The 16,090-nt window shown below is 42.3% G+C and carries 17 protein-coding genes; all 17 read right to left on the bottom strand.

Annotated elements, in window-relative coordinates:
• Positions 1-20: 20 nt before the first annotated feature.
• Entirely contained in the window at positions 21-638 is a 618-nt protein-coding gene (locus tag B6N13_RS20570; protein WP_169460455.1) for a hypothetical protein, read from the bottom strand.
• A gap of 140 nt (positions 639-778) precedes the next feature.
• The gene (locus tag B6N13_RS20565; RefSeq protein WP_012069076.1) at positions 779-1,828 is read right to left on the bottom strand and encodes a succinylglutamate desuccinylase/aspartoacylase family protein; all 1,050 of its coding nucleotides are present in this window, start codon (positions 1,826-1,828) and stop codon (positions 779-781) included.
• On the bottom strand, positions 1,828-2,733 hold the full coding sequence (rimK, locus tag B6N13_RS20560; protein WP_012069075.1) for a 30S ribosomal protein S6--L-glutamate ligase: 906 nt from the start codon (positions 2,731-2,733) through the stop codon (positions 1,828-1,830). The genes B6N13_RS20565 and rimK overlap by 1 nt, the downstream gene beginning before the upstream one ends.
• A 210-nt stretch (positions 2,734-2,943) precedes the next feature.
• Complete coding sequence (gene der / locus B6N13_RS20555; RefSeq protein WP_072837715.1) at positions 2,944-4,281, bottom strand: ribosome biogenesis GTPase Der; 1,338 nt, start codon at positions 4,279-4,281, stop codon at positions 2,944-2,946.
• A 92-nt stretch (positions 4,282-4,373) separates the two neighbouring features.
• Positions 4,374-5,507, bottom strand: coding sequence for an outer membrane protein assembly factor BamB (bamB, locus tag B6N13_RS20550; protein ID WP_012069073.1), 1,134 nt, complete (start codon positions 5,505-5,507; stop codon positions 4,374-4,376).
• Between the two features lie 2 nt (positions 5,508-5,509).
• Positions 5,510-6,151: a tetratricopeptide repeat protein gene (locus tag B6N13_RS20545; RefSeq protein ID WP_169460454.1), complete on the bottom strand. Its 642-nt coding sequence runs from the start codon at positions 6,149-6,151 to the stop codon at positions 5,510-5,512.
• A 61-nt stretch (positions 6,152-6,212) separates the two neighbouring features.
• Positions 6,213-7,487, bottom strand: coding sequence for a histidine--tRNA ligase (hisS, locus tag B6N13_RS20540; protein ID WP_169460453.1), 1,275 nt, complete (start codon positions 7,485-7,487; stop codon positions 6,213-6,215).
• A 9-nt stretch (positions 7,488-7,496) separates the two neighbouring features.
• The gene (gene ispG / locus B6N13_RS20535) at positions 7,497-8,609 is read right to left on the bottom strand and encodes a flavodoxin-dependent (E)-4-hydroxy-3-methylbut-2-enyl-diphosphate synthase (protein WP_012069070.1); all 1,113 of its coding nucleotides are present in this window, start codon (positions 8,607-8,609) and stop codon (positions 7,497-7,499) included.
• A gap of 8 nt (positions 8,610-8,617) precedes the next feature.
• Positions 8,618-9,643 carry a RodZ domain-containing protein gene (locus B6N13_RS20530; protein ID WP_169460452.1) on the bottom strand — a complete coding sequence of 342 codons (1,026 nt, stop codon included), beginning with the start codon at positions 9,641-9,643 and terminating at the stop codon, positions 8,618-8,620.
• Positions 9,627-10,205: a hypothetical protein gene (locus B6N13_RS20525; protein ID WP_248280398.1), complete on the bottom strand. Its 579-nt coding sequence runs from the start codon at positions 10,203-10,205 to the stop codon at positions 9,627-9,629. Before B6N13_RS20525 ends, B6N13_RS20530 begins: the two co-directional genes overlap by 17 nt.
• A gap of 189 nt (positions 10,206-10,394) precedes the next feature.
• Positions 10,395-11,510 carry a 23S rRNA (adenine(2503)-C(2))-methyltransferase RlmN gene (gene rlmN / locus B6N13_RS20520; RefSeq protein WP_012069067.1) on the bottom strand — a complete coding sequence of 372 codons (1,116 nt, stop codon included), beginning with the start codon at positions 11,508-11,510 and terminating at the stop codon, positions 10,395-10,397.
• Between the two features lie 144 nt (positions 11,511-11,654).
• Complete coding sequence (gene ndk, locus B6N13_RS20515; RefSeq protein WP_013796955.1) at positions 11,655-12,062, bottom strand: nucleoside-diphosphate kinase; 408 nt, start codon at positions 12,060-12,062, stop codon at positions 11,655-11,657.
• Positions 12,063-12,218: 156 nt separating this feature from the next.
• Positions 12,219-13,373, bottom strand: coding sequence for an IscS subfamily cysteine desulfurase (locus tag B6N13_RS20510; protein WP_169460450.1), 1,155 nt, complete (start codon positions 13,371-13,373; stop codon positions 12,219-12,221).
• A 52-nt stretch (positions 13,374-13,425) separates the two neighbouring features.
• A complete protein-coding gene (locus B6N13_RS20505) occupies positions 13,426-13,851 on the bottom strand; it encodes a SufE family protein (RefSeq protein ID WP_169460449.1) in 426 nt (141 codons plus the stop codon).
• 118 nt (positions 13,852-13,969) lie between these two features.
• Complete coding sequence (gene sufT / locus B6N13_RS20500) at positions 13,970-14,500, bottom strand: putative Fe-S cluster assembly protein SufT (RefSeq protein WP_012069063.1); 531 nt, start codon at positions 14,498-14,500, stop codon at positions 13,970-13,972.
• 4 nt (positions 14,501-14,504) lie between these two features.
• Positions 14,505-14,855 carry an iron-sulfur cluster assembly accessory protein gene (locus B6N13_RS20495; RefSeq protein ID WP_012069062.1) on the bottom strand — a complete coding sequence of 117 codons (351 nt, stop codon included), beginning with the start codon at positions 14,853-14,855 and terminating at the stop codon, positions 14,505-14,507.
• Between the two features lie 9 nt (positions 14,856-14,864).
• A complete protein-coding gene (locus B6N13_RS20490) occupies positions 14,865-16,082 on the bottom strand; it encodes a SufS family cysteine desulfurase (RefSeq protein ID WP_169460448.1) in 1,218 nt (405 codons plus the stop codon).
• Positions 16,083-16,090: the final 8 nt, after the last annotated feature.

Raw genomic sequence — 16,090 nt, 5'->3', positions numbered from 1 at the left:
TTTTTTCATTACATTAGAAATTAGTTATGCTCTATCTTTGCTAGCTTACTGCGTCTACGACAAGCAATAACCAACTCAATAGCAGAGATTAAGATTAAGGTATAACCTAATGTCTCAATCCCTTCTTCTACAATATTCTTAACAAGACGCATATAGGAATCGCCCATTACAGCTTGCCAAAATGAACTACGACCCATCAACCTAGAAAACGCCAGTATAGTGACAAATCCAGCTAGAAAAGTACCAAAGCTAGATTGTAGAGAATATTCTTTTAAAGAAGCGTAAATTGAAGAAAACCGCCCCCATAGAAAAATTAAAACACATATAAATATCATGCTTACAATACTTTGCCACGCTCCATCAAACACATACTGATCCAATAAAGAATCAGATTCACGTACAAACATCATCGCCAGTAAAGCTCCGAGCAATGTCGCGGCTATATTTAATTTTGCGTCTAAACGCGCAGCATAAAGAAATAACATGCAGCTAAAGAAAGACATGAAGTCTTGCAGATGCTCAGTAAGGGTTTGCTCACTGTATTCAGCAGCAGTTAGCGACTGATACCCTTCCAAAGAAATAAGCTGAGCTACGCCAGCAACAGCAAAAAGATAAACCAAACCACGAAGAATAAACATGAAAAGACCTCAACTTTTGAAGTTGAGATTTTAGTGAAAAAAAAGTGAAAAAACGATACAGCAAATGAAGATGACACTTTCATTACTTGTTTTATGCTTATGTCATGACATTTATAACAAAAATGGCATTACCCATTGGATCAAGACGACTTATAATCAATCAAATTCAAAGACGCATCACTATCCATCAACTCATCCTGCATACTTTCCACATGTCCCGCCACTTCATCTGGGGATGAGAAGTGAGCGATATGATACATAGCATCGCCTTCTTGAACTAATGGTATATTTTGCTTACCAATAATGATCCCACCATTCTTGCACAAAACTTTATCTAAAATATCACCATAAGGATCTTTAATCTCAGCAAGCACATCACCTGTTTCAACAAGATCACCTAGCTCCTTGATATGTGTTGTAAAACCACTATCAGTGGCTCTTATCCAACTACTACTGCGTGCAATTCTTGGCTCAGACAGAGACTTTTTACTGCGCGACTTAGGCAACATTCCCAAATGCCTCATGACGCCAACAATACCTTTCACACCAGCTCGTATAGATAGCTCATCAAAGCGCAACGCTTCACCCGCTTCATACAAAATAACCTTAGCACCAACATCATTAGCACATTCACGTAATGAGCCATCGCGAAGGTTAGAGTTCATCAAAACAGGAACACCAAAGGCTCTTGCAATAGCCAGCGTCTCGGGATCATCAAGATTCGCTCGCACTTGCGGCAAGTTGGTACGGTGCAAACTTCCCGTATGAAGGTCGATACCGTAATTTGCCTTAGAAACAATCTCACTCAAAAAACGATCTGCAACGCGTCCCGCTAAAGAGCCACGCTGAGAACCTGGAAAAGAACGATTTAAATCTCGTCTATCAGGTAAATAACGGCTTTGACTCAACACGCCATAACCGTTAACAATTGGCACTGCGATCAAGGTACCTTTTAAACTCTCAAGATATTTGCTTTGAATGATTCGACTAATAATCTCGATACCATTCAACTCATCACCATGAATCGCAGCGCTAATAAACAAGGTCGGACCAGAACGCTTGCCGCGCTTTACAAACACCGGCATAGACATGTTCGTGTCCGTATACAACTTTACCATTGGCAGTTTTATACGAGCAGTACCACCTAGCGGAATCTCTACACCGCCAATTGTTAAAGTTGCTTTCCCCATTAACCTTTTCCTTTTGTTTTTGTGCTACTCAAAAATGCCGTTTTTTCAATGTGCTTAATAATCATAGAAGCGACGTCTTTGCCGGTTGCAGATTCAATACCTTCTAAACCAGGCGAGGAGTTAACTTCCATAATAAGAGGGCCATTATTGGATCTTAGTATATCCACACCACACATATTCAAGCCCATTACTTTTGCAGCTTCTACTGCGGTACGTCTTTCCTCAGGTGACAATCGAATTAAAGACGCTGTGCCACCGCGGTGAAGGTTTGAGCGAAACTCGCCTTCTGCACCTTGCCTTTTCATTGCAGCAATAACCTTGCCACCAACCACTAAGCAACGAATATCAGCACCGCCCGCTTCTTTGATGTATTCTTGCACCAAAATATTGGCTTTTAAGCCCATAAAAGCTTCGATAATAGACTCAGCAGTCTTATTAGACTCCGCCAAAACCACACCAATACCTTGAGTACCTTCCAAAAGCTTAATCACTACAGGCGCGCCACCGACATTTTTAAGCAAGTCGCCTATCTTATCAGGATGGTGCGCAAAACCTGTTTTAGGCAAACCCAAGCCTTTACGGGACATAAGCTGCAAAGATCTTAACTTATCACGTGAACGACTGATCGCCACAGACTCGTTAATACTGTAAGTGCCCATCATCTCAAACTGTCTAACCACAGCCGTACCATAAAAAGTAACTGATGCTCCAATTCTTGGAATAACCGCATCATACTTAGGCAGAGGCTTACCGTCGTAACGAACGGAAGGGTTGCTACTTGTAATGTCCATATAACAATGCATCGTATCAATTACATCTACCTCATGCCCAAGCTGTTCACCTGCCTCAACCAATCGACGAGTAGAATAAAGTCGAGGATTACGAGAAAGAATTGCGATTTTCATAGATGTCCTTTGAACAAAATAAGAAAGCAAACGTACAAACGATGCTTATAAAAAAAGTGCTTATAAAAAGGTTAATGCCATTGGCGCGAGAATAGTGAATAACCTTATATTTAGAAAGAGATTTCATACATTTTACATAAAAAAATCTCCAAGTCCCCCTGTATAACAAAGGCACTCAGAGATTCTTGAGTTATCTTTTAAAAATAACGATTATTTCTTAGGAGCAAACGGGTTTTCAGCCGATTTAAATTCAAAAATAATCGGTGTACCAGTAATGTTCAGCACAGTTCTAAATTTATTTTCAAGATAACGCTTATAGCTTCCTGGCAAAGAATCCGTCTGATTACCATGAACTACAATACGTGGTGGATTTGACCCACCTTGGTGAGCGTATCGAAGCTTGATTCGACGACTATTCACCATTGGAGGCTGGTGTTCTGCAATGGAATCTTCAAGAATTCTTGTCAAACGGTTTGTGGTCCATTTGGCATAACAAGACTCGTAAGTACTTTCAATCGTATCGTACAAATCACCGACACCAGTACCATGCAAGGCCGAGATGTAATGCACTTTAGCGTAAGGGACAAAACCCAAACGACGCTCAACTTCACTCTTGATATGCTCACGATCGTCTTTTTTAAGACCATCCCATTTGTTGATGGCAATGATAACACCACGCCCCGCATCCAACACATAACCGATCATGTGTAGATCTTGCTCAACCAAATCCTCATGGGAGTCAATGACTACAATAACTACGTTAGCATCTTGAATGGCTTGCAAAGCCTTAACAATAGAAAACTTCTCAACCGCTTCTTTAACATGTTTACGGCGACGAATACCTGCGGTATCGATAAGAGTATATTCTTTATCGTTACGCACATAAGGAATATAAACACTGTCACGGGTGGTGCCTGGCATGTCATAAACCACAACACGGTCTTCGCCTAGCATACGGTTTACCAATGTAGATTTACCTACGTTTGGACGACCTACTACACCAATACGAATGCCACGTGATTCTATGCTAATTTGATTCTTAGCTTCTTCAACACGCTCTGCAAATGGCAACATGACCTTATCAATTAGGACATGTACACCCTTGCCATGAGAAGCAGCAATTGGGTGTAACTCACCAAAACCTAATGAATAAAAATCTGCCAAAGCGATATCTTCATTGATACCGTCAGTCTTATTCACCACAAGAGAAACTTGCTTATTAGAACGACGCAAATGACTAGCGATCATCTCGTCTGCAGGGTTCAGACCATGACGGCCATCAACAAGAAACAAAACAACATCGGCTTCTTCTATCGCCAACAAAGACTGGCGTGCCATTTTTTCATCAATACCTTGCTCATCACCACTGATACCACCGGTATCAATAACGATAAATTCATGCTCACCAAGTTTACCATCACCGTATTTTCGGTCACGGGTTAAGCCTGGATAATCGGCAACCAAAGCATCACGAGATCTCGTCAATTGATTGAAGAGAGTTGACTTGCCAACATTGGGTCTACCTACCAATGCAATAACTGGAATCATTTTTTTACCTATAAAAATACAAAGCGGCCACCATCCCTATAAAAGGGATGGCAGCCTCTTGAAAAATCGCTAAGAAGAAATCGAAACTGATTTCAATAGCTCAATGCCGTCACATTAGAGTTCGGCGTAAGAATAAATAATTGCTTGTCATTTGCCACCATGCGACTACCTGGTGGGACGCTATTATCAGCTACTTTATGGGCAGCAACTTCGCCCGTTGTTAGATCAAGTAAATGAACGTAACCACCGCGATCCATCACAGCAACATAGTCACGGAAAAATTCTGGCGTAATTAAATCTCGGTCTACAAGATCTTTATTTTCCCAAACCTCTGTGCCATTTTTAGCGTTCAACGCAATTACTTTACTTGTCATATCAACAGCAACCAACAGCTCCCCTCGCACGGCAACACCCACTGAACTAGGGATACTACGCTGCCATAATGGGCGACCACTTTCAATCGAAAGAGCGGCAAGCGTACCATTGTAGGCAACAGCATAAACAACACCGTTTTCTACCACTAAACGACCATCTATATCGCTTAATCGCTCTATTTCATAACGCCCTTCAGGCTTACCGACCTCATACGACCAAAGTAAATTACCATCTTGTAGCGAATAAGCTTTCAACTTACCACTAGCAAAACCCGCAATAACCTTGCCGTCAGCAATAACTGGTGCGCTTGTACCACGTACCGTCAAAGATGGCAAATCTTCTTTCGCACGCCACTGAGTATCACCTGTTTCAGCATCAAGTACGCTTAACCAGCCATCAGCAGTTTGAATAGCCAATTTACCAGCAGCATAAGAACCTTCTGACAACACTTCAGAACTTAACGTCTTTTCCCACAATATCGATTTACTTGCTAAAGAAACGGCGATCAGTTGAGCATCATACGTACCAAAATAGACAACGTCACCATGACGCGCTACACCTGCACTAGGTCTATATTCGGTTGAAAAAGTATCTTTTTTCTTTCCATTATCTTGTGCAAGCTCATAAACAGTTCCTTTATCAGTGACAAAGAACAACGAACCATTTTCGGCAACAAGATTAAAACGTTCACTAGACTCACCAAAATTACCATCTACACCAGTCCGCCAGGACGTTTTCAAATTAACCTTACTTTCTATAGAAGGAGGACTTGGCAAGTCAGGGCGAGAGTTAGAGCAACCTTGAATGATCAAAGCAGTAAACAACACGACGAAAAAAAGAGACTTGCTCATAATTAACCTTTCACCAAATCTTTAAGTTTAATATCGAGCAATGGATGATTCACCCCCACGCCTAATGCTTCACTTGCCTTTTGATAAGCAACACGCGCATCGTCACGCTTACCTTGTGAAATTAAAATATCACCAATCAATTCCTGCTGCTGTGCAGCAAACTCTTCTTCAGAAACTTTTTCAACACGAGCCATAGCACCAGCATAGTCTTCTTTTTGAAGCATTAATCGTGCTACCCGTAGATTCGCAATTGCCACAAAAGAAACATCTTTTGTTTTAGCAATAGCATCATCCAATGCCTTAATTGCCTCATCGTATTTGCCATTTTCAGCATCTACACGAGCCAAGAATAATTGACCAAACATTGCATAACCAGTGTCACCATAATCATCTGCAAGTTGCTTAGCGATAAAGGTGACCGTTTTTTGATTATTTTCATCACTTAAATCGGCAGAGGCCTGTACCAAGTTTTGATACAGTGCAGATGCTTCACTAGTATAGTTAGCTTGACTTGTTTTCCACGCCTGCCAACCAAAATAACCACCAACAGCAACAGCGATAGCAACGACTAACATTACGCCGTTCTTTTTCCACCAAGATTTAAACGCTTCGATTTGTTCTTCTTCAGTCTTTAATTCAGACACTTTTTCTTCCTCATGCAAGGTGTCGCCAAATATATGAGAAGCGACACTCCATTAAATCAAATTACAACTTGGCATTAATATAGGTTGCGACATCGTCAATTGAATAAGGCTGTTGCTCACCCGTTGACATATCTTTTAACTGACAAATACCCTTATCGATTTCGTCCTGCCCTAAAACAATCGTGAAGCGAGCCTCTGAACGATCGGCTTTTTTCATTTGATTCTTAAAATTACCACCACCACAGTGGCGCAAAACGACAAGGTTTGAATTCTCTTCACGCAAGCGCTCAGCTAAAACAAAAGAAGCAAGTTCTGCATCATCTCCCATACTAATAACAAATACATCAGTAGAGAATTTTGCAGCATCAGGAATCAAATTTAACGTTTCGAGCAAAAGCACCAAGCGCTCGATACCCATTGCAAAACCAACAGCAGGTGTTGATTTTCCACCCAACTGCTCAACCAAACCATCATAACGGCCGCCCGCACAAACGGTTGCTTGAGAACCTAAATGTGTCGTCACCCATTCAAAAACCGTTTTTCCGTAATAATCCAAGCCACGCACCAAACGACGATTGATAACATAAGGGATGCCATTGGCTTTCAAAATAGCCTGCAGCAAATCAAAATGCGCTTGCGATTCCTCACCAATAAAATCTTCTAAGTTTGGTGCATTTTTTAGAATCGCCTGAGTCGACTCGTCTTTTGAGTCTAAAATTCTAAGCGGGTTTGTGCTTAATCGACGCTGACTATCTTCATCTAGCTGATCTTTAAATTCAGTTAAATACTCGACTAAAGCAGCTTTATAAGCCTCGCGCTCGGAGGCAAGGCCAATGGTATTTAGCTGCAACTCAACATGTTCCAACAAGCCTAGTTTTTGCCATAGACGAGCCGATAAAATAATTAACTCAGCATCAATATCTGCCGTTGCCATGCCAAAAGATTCTACGCCGATTTGGTGAAATTGACGGTAGCGACCTTTTTGAGGACGTTCGTAGCGGAACATCGGTCCCGTGTACCATAAACGCTGAGTTTGATTAAACAACAAACCAGCCTGATCAGCAGCACGAACACAGCTTGCAGTACCTTCGGGGCGTAAAGTCAAAGACTCTCCATTACGATCATCAAAGGTGTACATTTCTTTTTCTACAATATCTGTAGTCTCACCAACGCCGCGCTTAAACAAATCCGTATTCTCAACAATAGGAAAACGAATTTGCTGATATCCATAAGACTTAACAACATCAGCCACTGTTTTTTCTAGATACAACCAAACAGAAGATTGATCAGGTAGAATGTCATTCATTCCCCTGATCGCTTGAATTTTACGAGCCACAATGGATCCTTAATTTTTTACAATGATATTGGCCAATTCCTGTTCTTTTAGGAGAGCCTTTTTACGAATCATTCTTTCTAAATCATCAACGAGCGTTTCATTTTTTGTTTTACTGTCCGGTTTACCATCTTGATAAATCAAGTTATTCGGTGAACCACCAGCAAGACCTATATCCGCTTCTTTTGCTTCGCCTGGTCCATTTACCACGCAGCCTATAACGGCAACATCCATTGGAATGGTTATGTCATCAAGACGCTCTTCTAACTCATTCATCGTTTTAATAACATCAAAATTTTGACGAGAACAGCTTGGACAAGCAATAAAATTAATACCTCGATTACGCAATTTCAAACTACGGAGCATGTCCCAACCGACTTTAATTTCATGAACAGGGTCAGCTGCTAAAGAAACACGCAAGGTGTCACCAATACCGTCCATTAAAAGCAAACCAAGCCCAATGGAGGACTTAACCGTTCCAGAGCGCAAACCACCCGCCTCAGTAATACCCAAATGCAGCGGGTTATCTATTTGGCTGGCAATTTTCCGGTAGGCTTCAACCGTCATGAAAATATCAGATGCTTTAAGACTCAACTTGTACTCATGGAAATCCAATTCATCAAAATATTGTATTTGACGAAAAGCGGACTCAACTAGTGCATCAGGAGTCGGTTCACCATATTTTTTTTGCAGATCTTTTTCTAAAGAGCCTGCATTGACACCAATACGGATCGGAATATTTTTGTCTCGAGCACAATCCACAACAGCGCGAATACGATCTTTGTTACCAATATTACCTGGATTTATCCGTAGGCAATCAACACCATACTCAGCCACTTTCAAAGCGATTTTATAATCGAAATGAATATCAGCGACCAATGGAATAGAAACAGCTTCGCGTATTTTTTTGAATGCTTCTGCTGCATCCATAGACGGAATAGAAACGCGAACAATATCGGCACCAGCATCGGCAATAGCACGAATCTGCGCCACGGTCGCATCAACATCACAAGTTTCTGTGTTCGTCATACTTTGAACACTGATTGGCGCACCACCGCCAACCGGCACATTCCCAACCATGATCTGACGGGAGTGACGGCGTTTTATAGGTGATTCAAAATGCATAAGAGTCTCTACTTGAGCTCAAATCGAGCCAAATCTTTATGTGTAAAAGAAGAAAAATCGAATACTTCACCTTTGTATTTCAAAGATGAAACACCTTTCGCATAACCCAATACGATGCGATAAGGAGCCTTGCCCGTTAGCGATAACTGACTACCAGCAGATTTGACACCTGAAAATAGAATTTTACCTGAAGCATCACGCACCTCAGTCCAACAGTCAGCATCAAAAGCAATCTCAACCTCATCAGTATAAGAAGGTAATTTTGGCGCAGCAGCAAGCTCAGCAGGAACTTCAGCAGTAGCTCTAATGACATCCTCCGGTTTAACTCCGGCCTCTTCCAAAATTGCCATTGTTTCAGCGGATAGCCCAGTTACAACACCGCTATTGCTAGCTGGTTTTTCAACCTGAACACTAGGCACGCTCTCAGCATTATCCACTGAAGCAACATCCGTATCCGCACCAGAGTTCGAGTTAGAGACATTAGAAGTATCAACAGATCCACTTGATTCACCAGAAAACGCTTCAGTAGCGTCCAAGTCTGGAGCCGTAGCAGTTTCACTCACTTCGTTTTTTATTTCATTAGAAGCAACCGACACACTTGACTGAGAGGGCCACCAAAAAACTAAAAATACTAGGACAGCAACAATGACAACCGAAATAAAGATAACAATAGGATCACCAAAGTTCGTCTGCTTATTTACTTTATCAACTGGCTTAATTGTTGGCTCTGTATCTTCTCGCTCACTATCAAATGCGCGTAACATTTCAGATGGCTCTATTCCCAAAAGACGGCAATAGCTTTTTAGGAACCCCCGAGCAAATGTTATGGATCGGAAGTATTTAAAATTATTTGCTTCAAGTGCTCTAACTTGATCGATAGAAATTTTTAGCTCAGTTGCAACATGCCTTTCATCAAACTCTAGTTCTAATCTTTTTGCTTTTAATCTATTACCAATATTTATGGTGTCCATATTTGTTTTACTTACAGAAGCATCCGTTTGAAATTCAGTTGTCATGTCAATACCTTGAGCCATTCAGGCATGTAAAATTACTCGCAGATGAATACAGTGTAGGGTCAGTCTCGCGTGCAATTAAATGCCGCGACAGACAGTTGTATTCATCAAAATGCACCGATCCTCGGGCAGTTTCTTTATCAGCCTGGATATTATTAAAAATTAAGCGAGCTTTGTCATTACTACCCTGTATTAAAACAAGATTGAGCTCCGTCATCAAACCAATCAGAGGCAAATCCGCAATTTCTTTTGCCTGTTTCAGATAGATTTCAGCTAAATTTACTTGATTCTGACGTATAGCACACCTTGAAAGGTTGATTTGCACTGATTGACGCCTGATTAAGCCCTTTGCCCCTGCTTTTTCGAAAGCTGCACAAGCCTCATCCCAGTGTTCTTTCTGCCCTAAAAGCACCCCATAGTTATTCCATACAAAGTCATCATCAGGATATTTTCGCAAGGCTTTTTGGTGCACCAAAAACGCTTCGCTATAATCCTCAATACTAAGCCAATACAAGCTAAGCAATCGCCAATAATCACGTCCTTGATAAGTGATATCTATTTGGTCCAATTTATTTTTTGCCACTCCCCACTGACCTAGCAAAAGATGCGCCTGAACAATCGACAGCCTTTTAGATTCGGAAATAGGAGGCGGGGCTGGAGAAACTATTTGATAAGCACAAGACGTACAAAGCAAACAACACAATAAAAATAGCCATAACCACAAACGCATATAGACATCCTTGTCATATACAAAATTAATGATTCAAAGAGATTAACTTTTCACTTCACGCAACTCGATGTATTTCTGACTACGACGAGTTTTATCATGGAAGTCTCCAACCAACTGACCACAAGCCGCATCGATATCATCACCACGAGTGGTTCGAACTGTCACTGTGTAACCAGCATCAGCCAGAATCTTCTGGAAACGACGAGTTCTATTATTTGACGGTTTTTCATACCCAGAATGAGGGAATGGGTTAAAGGGAATCAAATTGATTTTACATTCCAACACTTTAAGAAGCTCGGCTAACTCATGAGCTTGCTCTTCATTGTCATTCACCCCTGACATCAAGGTATATTCGATCGTGATATGACGTTTATCAGGCAAATTTTCCAAATAGAACTGACAAGCTTCAAGCAATTCAGCAATCGGATATTTTTTATTAATTGGCACTAGCTCGTTACGCAACGCATCATTTGGCGCATGCAGTGAAATTGCCAAAGACACATCAGTACGTTTTACCAATTCATAAATTTTTGGCACGACACCAGAAGTACTTAAGGTTACACGGCGCTTAGATAAACCGTACGCATGGTCATGCATCATCAGTATCATGGCATCAACAACAGGCTCAAAGTTCATTAAGGGCTCACCCATCCCCATCATCACAACATTGGTGACACGTCGAGGGCCATTTGGATCCATAGGACCAAAAGACTTAATCGCAATCCAAACTTGACCAATAATTTCTGCAGGGGTTAAGTTCCGGTTAAAACCTTGTTTACCTGTTGAGCAAAAGCTGCAGTCCAATGAACAACCCACTTGCGAAGACACACACAAAGTGGCTCGATCACCATCAGGAATCAATACCGTTTCAACGCAGTCGTTCTTGCCACCTTCCGTACGAATAATCCACTTACGCGTGCCATCAGTAGAAATATTCTGCGATACAACCTCAGGACCACGAATTTCACAAATTTGTTCCAGCTTTGCACGCAACGCCTTGCTGACATCCGTCATCTCCTCGAAGCTTTCAGCGCCCTTTTGATGAATCCATTTAATTACTTGAGTAGCACGGAATTTTTTCTCGCCAATGGATTCAAAAAATTCAATCAGCTTCTCAGGGGATAAACCCAAAAGGTTTACTTTTTTGATGTCAGTCATAATTCAATATCGCTTGCTGTAGTTAGCATTAAGTGTAAACGAAAAAAGCCTCTGAAAAGAATGATCTTTTCAGAAGCCTCTGTAAAAAAGCGGGCTAGCGCCCGCTTTACAAAACAGATCGGACATAAAGGTCCTAGCTGTCAATTACTTACCGAAAAAGTAAGCAATTTCACGAGCTGCAGATTCAACAGAGTCAGAACCGTGAACTGCGTTCGCATCGATAGAAGTGGCATAATCTGCACGCAAAGTACCAGCAGCCGCTTCTTTAGGGTTAGTAGCACCCATTAGTTCACGGTGACGAAGAACAGCGCCTTCACCTTCAAGAACAGAAACAACTACAGGACCAGAAGTCATGAAAGCAACCAAATCTTTGTAGAAAGGACGCTCTTTGTGCTCAGCGTAGAAACCACCAGCTAATTCGTCGTCTAGTTGAATCATTTTAGCTTCAACGATTTTGAAACCAGCACGCTCAAAACGAGTGTAGATTTCACCGATTACGTTTTTCGCAACAGCATCAGGCTTGATGATAGATAGAGTGCGTTCTAACGCCATGATATAACTCCAAATTAAATTTAAAGGGGCGATGCCTTTTGCATGGCCCGGGACTTAAAAGTTCAGCGCGCGTATTATACGCACCAATTCATTAAAATTGTATGATCAAACAAACATTATTTATTCAAACAAGAATAAAAGTACCATTTCTTACGCCTAAGCCACGGATCGAAGACGAGTTACTGCATTTTTAATCGTTTCAGCAGCAAAATCCACCTCTTCCTCGGTGGTAAAACGGCCCACAGAAAGACGCAGTGAACTGTGAGCTAGATCATCAGCCAAACCAATTGTGCGCAATACATAAGACGGCTCTAGGCTTGCTGAAGTACAAGCAGAACCAGAAGATACCGCTATATCACTCAAAGACATCAACAAGACTTCGCCATCAACACCAGAGAAACCAACATTCAATACGCCGGCAACACGGTTATTAGCATCACCATTGAGATGCACACCTGACAACTCACTCAAAGAAGACCACAAACGCTCGCGCAAGGCTTGGATACGAGCACAATCCTGCTGCATTTCCTCACCAGCCAAACGAAATGCTTCGCCCATACCAACAATTTGATGTGTCGCTAAAGTACCAGAGCGCATACCTCGCTCATGACCCCCACCGTGAATTTGCGCCTCGAGCTTGACCTTCGGCGAACGGCGCACAAACAAAGCACCAATCCCTTTTGGACCATAGGTTTTATGAGCAGTAAGAGACATTAAATCCACTTTCATGGCATTCACATCTATCTCAACCTTCCCTGTTGTCTGAGCAGCGTCAACATGCAAAAAAACACCACGTGAACGAGTCAGTTCACCAACTGCCGCAATATCCGTCAGCACACCAAGCTCATTATTACCATGCATCAAAGAAACTAAAATCGTGTCTTCTCGAAGCGCTTCTTCAACTTGATTAGGAGAAATCACACCGTGAGCATCAGGCTGCAAATATGTTACCTCAAATCCTTCTTTTTCAAGCTGCTTACAAGGGTCCAATACCGCTTTGTGCTCAATCATCGAAGTAATAATATGACGGCCTTTTTGACGATAAGCATGTGCCACACCTTTTAAAGCCAAGTTATTAGCCTCTGTGGCACCTGACGTCCAAACAATCTCACGAGAGTCCGCTTTAATTAAATTCGCCACCTGCAATCTAGCTTCTTCTACTGCCTCTTCCGCACGCCAACCAAAAAGATGCGAACGCGAAGCAGGGTTTCCAAAATTGCCATCCTGCGTTAAACATGCCATCATTTTTTCAGCCACTCTTGGGTCAACTGGCGTGGTAGCAGAATTATCTAGGTAGACTGGGGTGTTCATTTAACGCTCTCCAATAAAAATTAAACGGCTACTTTTTTACAATTAAAAAAATTTAAACAGCAGCCTGTGCGATGCCTTTTATGCGACCCACAATAGAACGCAAACCATTGCCACGAGTTGGACTCAAGTGCCTCTCAAGATCCAGCTCTTCGAAATACGCCGTAATATCGAAATCTAAAATTTCTTGCGGTGTTTTATGATCCAATGCTGCCAACACCAAACCAAGTAAACCGCGAACAATAATAGCATCGCTGTCTACCGAAAACGTCAGCACTTCGCCTTTTATGGCATCCTGCTCACTGCCCGGCTGAATCCAGACACTGCTCTGGCAGCCTTTTACCAAACGTTCAGGTGTGCGCCACGCATCATCAAATGCGGGCAAAGACTTACCCAAATCAATGATGTACTTGTACTTATCTTCCCAATCGTCAAAAAACGACAGATCGTCTACGATATCTTCCGTACTAGGTAAAGCCATGACTACCCTCTTTTTGCACTAAGCCCATTAAAACAAAAACGGCATTGGCTAAGCACCAAGGCCGTTTCTTATTGTATTCGATTTTATTGAATGACCGAAGCGATCAAAAAGAAAACGGTTAAAAGAAAAGACCCGCTTCCAATTGAGCTTCTTCACTCATCATTTCTCGCGACCAAGGTGGATCAAACACCAAATCCACTTTTACTGAATCCACATTAGGCACCTTTGCCACTCGGTATTTTACATCACCAACCAACACGGGCCCCATACCACACCCTGGCGCAGTCAAAGTCATATCGATCAAAACTGACTTATTCTTTTGGTCTAAAGAGACCTTGTAGACCAAACCTAATGACACCAAACTTATCGGAATCTCAGGGTCGTAAATTGTATCTAGCGCTTGCCAGACCTGCTCTTCACTAATGTCACCCGTACCGAGATCCTCAAAATCTAAAACCTCAGGTTGCTGACCAATTGCCTCAGCGTCGGTTCCATCTATACGCAGCATATTACCTTGCCACGTAACGGTATAATTACCACCTAAGCTCTGATTAATCGTAATAAACTGACCTTCAGGAATACTAACCGGTTCGCCGCTTGGCACTCGTCGCGCAGGACACGCGCGATTTGTTACTACCATTTTTTGCATGAAGTTAACTCACACTAAAGCTTTCGCCACAGCCGCATTCTGCTACAACGTTAGGATTTTTAAACTTCACAACTTCGTTAACGCCTTCACGTACTAAGTCAATCTCAGTGCCTTTCAGCAAAGCAGTTGATTGTGAATCAACCGCCAGCGTGACATTGCCAAATTCCAAGACAGTATCTTCTTCAAATGCGCTATCAACGATATCCAGCACATAGGAAAAGCCTGTACAGCCACTCTCTTTGGTACTTAATCGGATTAGCTTACCTGGCTGCTTGGTCAATTTCGAGGCAAAATATTTCTGTGCAGAAGCGCTTAAAGACACGCTAGAGACAGGGTCAAACGTTGTTACTGTCATTAAAACCTCCTAAGCCAGCATTGTTCGCACTTTTTTCAGTGCCACAAACAAAGCGTCAACTTCTTCTAAAGTATTATAAATCGCGAACGATGCTCGCGCTGTACCAGGAACGCCAAAACGAGCCATCAAAGGCTGCGCACAATGATCACCAGTACGAACAGCAATCCCCTGTCGATCTAACAAAAAACCGATATCAGCAGGATGCCCCTGATCCATTACAAAGCTCAGTACTCCAATTTTTTCTTTAGCAGTACCAATAATGGTTAAGCCTTCGAATTGCTCGGCAAGTTCAGTAGCATGATCCAGCAAGGCTTTTTCGTGGGCAGCAACAGCCTCCTGGTCCAAGGCGCTAAACCAACGAATCGCCTCACCCATAGCAATGGCATCACCCACATTTGGCGTGCCCGCTTCAAAGCGATAAGGCAATACATTCCATGTAGCGTCTTGCAAAGTAACAGTAGAAATCATCTCGCCACCAGTGCGCCAAACAGGCCAAGTCGACAATACTGATTCCTTCCCCCAAAGTACCCCAATACCCATCGGCCCATAAATTTTATGACCTGAAAAGGCATAAAAATCACAACCTATGTCCTGCACATCTACATGACCATGAGCGGCACCTTGAGCACCATCCACTAAAACCCAAGCACCAAACTTCTTTGCTTTCGCCGTCATTTCTTTAATTGGGTTCACGGTACCCAAGGCATTTGAAACATGCGGAAAAGCAACAAACTTAGTATGCTCATTTAGCATGGCATCATAAGCAGCTTGATCTAATTCACCAGCATCCGTCACTGGAATGGTTCTTAGAGTCGCACCAGAGGCTCTGCATGCTTGCTGCCATGTCACTAGATTGGCATGGTGATCCATTCCAGTTGCAATAACTTCATCACCCGGTAACAACAAAGAACCCAAACCATTGGCGACAATATTAATCGCTTCTGTAGTACCCGTAGTCCAAATGACTTCTTCGCGTTTCGGCGCATTAATATAGTCTTTTACGATGTCGCGTGCGTCTTCAAAACGACGCGTTGCTTCATCCGCAAGACGATGGGCACCACGATGCACATTGGAATTGCATGTTGTGTAGTAATCCACCAAAGCATCAATCACACATTGCGGCTTTTGCGTTGTCGCCGCATTATCGAGATAAATAAGCGGATTACCATCAATTACGCGCTTTAAAATCGGAAATTGCTCGCGGATAGCCGCTACATCAAAACTCATTCGATTCT

Source organism: Marinomonas sp. UCMA 3892 (genome assembly GCF_012726345.1).
GTDB lineage: Bacteria > Pseudomonadota > Gammaproteobacteria > Pseudomonadales > Marinomonadaceae > Marinomonas.
Note: the sequence above shows the minus strand (reverse complement) of the source record. Positions and strands in the feature narration are given on the sequence as shown.